This is a genomic window from Moorena sp. SIO4E2 (assembly GCF_010671945.1).
Taxonomy (GTDB): domain Bacteria; phylum Cyanobacteriota; class Cyanobacteriia; order Cyanobacteriales; family Coleofasciculaceae; genus Moorena; species Moorena producens.
Map to the genome: position 1 here is coordinate 1 of NZ_JAAHIE010000500.1, position 5,199 is coordinate 5,199.

Below are 5,199 nucleotides of genomic sequence, written 5' to 3' on the forward strand. Positions count from 1 at the left end.
CTTTTTTAAGGGGGGCTGGGGGGGATCATAATCTTGCCGAAAACTTTGAAAACACGCCCTAGGGCTGATTGTGCAGAATGGTAATGCCTATGAAGAAGGTTTGCGAGAGTTTTGGGAACCACTCAAGGCTTACTGGCAGGACAAAACTCCTGAAAATGCTCAAGTTCTAGCGGATTTTCTAACCCTCGAATCGACTAAGTGGCAATACACTAATGGAGTGCGCAATCCAGAAACCATTGCTCCAGACAATTGGTTCCACGACCAATATTTGCTCGACCGTCCTGGCAACAAAGAAATTCAATTGGAACTGTTTTACAGCTATGGTACTAACCCGAGTCTCTACCCACAATGGCAGGAATATTTCCGTCAGTTTCAACCTCCAACCCTAATTGTTTGGGGCAAAGGTGACTACATCTTTCCCGAAGAAGGAGCCCATCCCTACAAGCGGGATCTCAAAAACCTCGAATTCCATATCCTAGATACCGGTCATTTTGCCCTTGAGGAAGATCTAGAGTTGATTGCTAATTACATTCGCAACTTTGTTCGTTCTAATTACCCTAAGTAGTCAGGAAAATTAGTCAACCATAATTAGGTATAATGACAGTATAAGTAGTCGGACAAAAATTGTTAGCTCTGTCTAAAGTTTTGTCAACATTGGCAAAACTTTAGACAGAGCTAACAATTAGTCTTAGTTATTTCCCACTACTTAGCTGTCATGAGGTGTAAACCGATAAGAATCGTTGAACTAAATTGGAGGTAAATAGTATGGCCACTCAAACTGTTATTATTACAGGTGGCGCAACTGGCATAGGCTATGCAATTGCTGAAGGGTTTCTGAACACTGGGGCAAATGTAATGATCAATGGCAGAACTCTCTCAAAGCTTGAAAGTGCAGCCCAAAAGCTGAATCAGCCTGATCGCATCCAGATTATAGCAGGGGACATTACTGATCCTACATTCGCTCCTAAAATGGTTACTGAGACCGTTGCCAAGTTTGGTAGAGTTGATGTTTTGATTAATAATGCAGGCATCTTTGCCGTCAAGAACTTCACTGATTACACAATTGACGAGCTCTCACGGTACCTGGGATATGTAAGGGGTACTTTTGCACTAACCCAGGAAACCGTCAAACAGATGAGAAAGCAGGGGGATGGCGGCGCGGTCGTCAACATCAGTACAATACTTGCATTTAATGGGATTAAGGCTTTGCCGTCTTCTGCACCGATTATGGCGAAGGCTGCTATCACAGCAATGGTAAAAAACTTATCTGTGGAGCTAGCAGCAGACAAGATTCGGATTAATGCTGTAGCCCCTGGCATTGTTCTTACACCATTGCTGGGGGAAGTGAACCAAGAAACTGTGGATGATTTGAATCAGCAGCAGCCTCTTGGCAGAGTTGGCACACCGAAAGATATTGCTGATGCAGTGCTGTATCTGGCTAATGCCAATTGGGTTACCGGCGTGATTCTTCCTGTGGATGGTGGGGTTGATGCTGGTGGTGATGGTACTAGCAATCTCAAGCAATAATTAGAGATTCCAACAATAAACATAATGTCAGGAGGTTGCCATGCAGATTCATGCAGATTTAACTCAGCGAGTTGTTGTCTATAGCGAAGAGCTACCTTGGGTTGATTCTCCTATGGCTGGTGTACAGCGTCGGATGTTGGAAAGGGATGGAGAGGAAGTAGCTAGAGCAACCTCTCTAGTTCGCTATCAGACTGGTAGTTTCTTTTCTGCTCATACTCATGGTGGTGGTGAAGAATTTCTAGTTTTAGATGGCATATTTTCTGATGAAAAAGGAGATTATCCCTCTGGTACTTATGTCCGCAATCCCGTAGGTTCAAGCCATACTCCTAAAAGTGAATCAGGTTGTACGATTCTGGTGAAACTATGGCAAATGTCTCCTGACGATCAAGAGCGAGTAGTAATCGATACAACTAATAATTCTTGGGTTCCAGGTTTAGTTAAAGGATTACAGGTAATGCCCTTACATACTCATAGTACAGAAAATGTTGCTCTAGTTAAATGGGAACCTGGAACTATTTTTAAACACCATAGTCATTTTGGTGGAGAAGAAATTTATGTGATTGAAGGGGTGTTTGAAGATGAACATGGAACTTATCCTAAAGGAACTTGGATACGCAATCCTGATGGCAGTACTCATACTCCCTTTAGTCAAGAAGGCTGTTTAATTTACGTTAAAACAGGACATCTTAATTAATTTCAAATTTCATTTGAATAGTTTAAGTATTCAGCTATCAGCTTTCAGCTATCAGCTTTCAGCTTTCAGCTATTAGCTATCAGTTATCAGCTTTCAGCTATCAGTTATCAGCTATTAGCTATCAGTTATCAGCTTTCAGCTTTCAGCTAAAGGCTGAAGGCTGACGCCTGAATGCTTACCTTTCAGCTTTTGAATCAAATAGGTAAGCATTGGCTTAATCTCTGTTATATCAGCTGACTGCTGAGCACTGACCGCTGACCACTGACCGCTGATCGCTGAATGCTTACGATAGATTTTATTCCAACCCACTACAGAGGTAATATCATGAAACTCAAAAAACAAAATCTTCAAGAATCCACTGACAAAATTTACGACACCATTATTGTGGGAGGTGGCGCAGGAGGTCTTTCTGCGGGAATCTATCTCCAGCGTTACTTACTCAATACGTTGATTATCGATAAAGGCAAAGCCCGCTCTTTTTGGATGCAGGAACTCCACAATTACCTGGGTTTACCTCCCGATACCCCTGGTCGTTCTGTTCTTAGACAAGGTAAAGAGCATTATTTGTCTATCGGTGGTGATATACTAGATGCTTTTGTCGAAGAAGTAATTGATGAGGGTGAGACGTTTGCTGTACGAGTAAAAGTTGGTCGAAACAATAGTGAAAACTATACCTTTCGAGCTAAATACCTGATTGCTGCTAGTGGCATTATTGACTATCTGCCAGCTTTGGAAAATATGCGAAATGTCTATGACTACGCAGGTTATAACCTCCATGTCTGTCTGATTTGTGATGGATATGAAATGGCTGATAAAAAGGTGGGGGTATTTGCCAGCACAGCAGGTAATGCGGAAGTGGTTTTTCCTCTGGGTTGGTTTACTTCGGAAATTACTTTATTTACCCAAGGATTGTTCGATGTAAATGATGAATTGCGACAAAAAATAGAACAACAGGGTTATGAAATCATAGAAACCCCAGTTGAGCAATTTTTAGGGGAAGACCATCAGATGACTGGAGTAGAATTAACGGATGGTGGAGTAATTGAGTTGGAAGCTGGCTTGATTTCTATGGGCTCCAAATATCATGCCCAATATCTAGACACATTTGATTTGGAGAAGAAGGGAGGGAATCTGGTTACAGATAAAATGGCCCGCACTTCCCATCCTCGGATCTTTGCCATTGGTGATTTAAAGGTAGGACTGAATCAGGTTGTCATTGCTGCTGCCGATGGAGCTTTAGCAGCTACTCAAATTTGGCGGGATATTCGTGGTAGTCAACCTCCTAAAGCTTCTAATACTGGCGTTGCTGATTATGCGTATGGTTTTGCCCCCCTAGCCCCCCAATTCTGGGGGGAACAAAACTATCAAAGTCCCCCAGAATTGGGGGATTTAGGGGGCTTCAATCAAACCAAATGATCGCGCATTCATTCCTTAATTCAGCAACGCCCTAATACTGATAGGGTTTTGCGGTGATCAGGTTTTAGCAGCTCCAGACCGTGAATGTCTGAGTTTGAGCCAATTTTTCCTTTCCTTCCCCTGCTATATTGTGTTGATGCAGTCGCTTATGAGGAGCGACTGCATTGCTTTTGGAAGTGGTACAGTAAGTTGTACATTAGTTAGATGCCAATGGAAATTCTCAGTGCCAGCGAAGCTAGAGCCAATTTGTTGTGTCCGTTTACCTAACCCATGTCAGGCTCAATACTGCTGACCCAATCCTAATCTGATGGCTGGCTTTTTGGTTAGAGTTTGCCAATCCCTGCTTAGCCTGCTCAGCTTGTTTTAGTTTTGTTATTAACTCATCTAACTTCAGTGCTGGTTGTCGTAGATAAGAAACCATATCATCATGCATCAATTGATAGCGTTCAGCCACACTATCCGGTACCTTAACTACCAACTCCGACTCTACTATAATCCTTAATACCAACTCTAATTTATCAGCTTCTGTTCCTAAATGATTCGCTAACTCAGCTTTAGTCTTCAGGGGACGATTGCCTGTTTCATCTGTTAGTAAATATAGCACCAGTTCCGCCACCTGCTGATTCTCTGGTCCACAATCTTCCACTACTCCAGTCAAATACCGCGCCATCAATCCTTGCTTTGAACCCCGTTCCCAATAGTGTTCCAGGGTAGTAATACTCTCCGCCTGCAATTGCGCTCCTACTATCTGCAATTCCATCGGACGTACTTCCGATAATTCCCCAGCTAAATCCTGTACCAATTCTTCAATCAAAGCTGGTTCTAGGTCAAAAGATGATTGTTTAGTTACTTGCTCAATCACCGACTTAGCATCATCTCGGGAAAAATTACCTAAAGGATAGCGCACATGTTTACTTAATATGTCATTGCCAATAATTTCCATACTGGCCATGGGATTAGGGCTACCCGACCATGGTGCCCGTTCGCACTCCAGTAAATAATGGAGATAATCCTCCCGCATCGACAGAATCACCTTAACTGACGGACTAGTAACACACTCTTCTAGGAATTCAAAAAATTGCCGTCGCTGAGCTTTATCCAGGTAAACAAAGAAAAAGTCTTCAAACTGGTCAAAAATCAGTACTGTCCGCAAATTGTGCTGTTCATTTTGCCGCAATTGCTGTATAATAATATCTGGGCTTTGTAGAGATGTTCCATGCAATGTCTCTATATTTATTCCGGTTAATGCCTCTACCAATAACCGTCCCAATTCTTCTACCCAATTGCTATAGACTGCCATCACTACAGGCCACACATCTTCTGTACCAATTACAGTCTGTTTCAACCCTGGTACTAATCCCCCATTCACCAGAGAACTCTTGCCCACCCCTGATTCTCCATGAATCACAATTAGCCTGTAATCATTGCTTCCAATCCGTTCAATCAATCGATTGACATCCTGCTGTCGCCCAGACTGGGCAATTTCTAGCGCTATAGTTTCTGGATTTTCCTCCTCTAGGGGGGCAAGGCGTTGCGCTCCGATCAAATTTGTTGGCAACCCA

Annotated in this window: 5 protein-coding genes and 1 pseudogene; 4 read left to right on the forward strand and 2 right to left on the reverse strand. The window is 42.8% G+C overall.

Annotation, left to right across the window (positions count from 1 at the left end):
- Positions 1-61 precede the first annotated feature (61 nt).
- The 3 genes and pseudogenes from F6K37_RS31500 to F6K37_RS31510 all read left to right on the forward strand — a co-directional run.
- A pseudogene (locus F6K37_RS31500) lies at positions 62-565 on the forward strand (alpha/beta hydrolase); the annotation flags it as partial.
- Between the two features lie 200 nt (positions 566-765).
- Positions 766-1,527, forward strand: coding sequence for an SDR family NAD(P)-dependent oxidoreductase (locus F6K37_RS31505; RefSeq protein ID WP_008179403.1), 762 nt, complete (start codon positions 766-768; stop codon positions 1,525-1,527).
- A 40-nt stretch (positions 1,528-1,567) separates the two neighbouring features.
- On the forward strand, positions 1,568-2,221 hold the full coding sequence (locus F6K37_RS31510) for a cupin domain-containing protein (protein WP_287254488.1): 654 nt from the start codon (positions 1,568-1,570) through the stop codon (positions 2,219-2,221).
- Between the two features lie 135 nt (positions 2,222-2,356).
- Here F6K37_RS31510 and F6K37_RS31515 read toward each other — a convergent pair whose 3' ends face one another.
- Positions 2,357-2,572 (reverse strand): hypothetical protein, encoded by a 216-nt coding sequence (locus F6K37_RS31515; RefSeq protein ID WP_287254490.1) that lies wholly within the window; start codon positions 2,570-2,572, stop codon positions 2,357-2,359.
- Here F6K37_RS31515 and F6K37_RS31520 point away from each other — a divergent pair.
- Positions 2,546-3,637 (forward strand): NAD(P)/FAD-dependent oxidoreductase, encoded by a 1,092-nt coding sequence (locus F6K37_RS31520; RefSeq protein WP_287254492.1) that lies wholly within the window; start codon positions 2,546-2,548, stop codon positions 3,635-3,637. The two genes, F6K37_RS31515 and F6K37_RS31520, sit on opposite strands and share 27 nt — an antisense overlap.
- A 259-nt stretch (positions 3,638-3,896) precedes the next feature.
- Here F6K37_RS31520 and F6K37_RS31525 read toward each other — a convergent pair.
- The coding region (locus F6K37_RS31525) for an ATP-binding protein (RefSeq protein WP_287254494.1) at positions 3,897-5,199 on the reverse strand (1,303 nt) is incomplete at its 5' end.

What these genes read in the sequence shown, in the direction of transcription:
- F6K37_RS31520 (WP_287254492.1), top strand. Translation starts at nt 2,546, where the DNA reads ATGAAACTCAAAAAACAAAATCTTCAAGAATCCACTGACAAAATTTAC.
- F6K37_RS31510 (WP_287254488.1), top strand. Translation starts at nt 1,568, where the DNA reads ATGCAGATTCATGCAGATTTAACTCAGCGAGTTGTTGTCTATAGCGAA.
- F6K37_RS31505 (WP_008179403.1), top strand. Translation starts at nt 766, where the DNA reads ATGGCCACTCAAACTGTTATTATTACAGGTGGCGCAACTGGCATAGGC.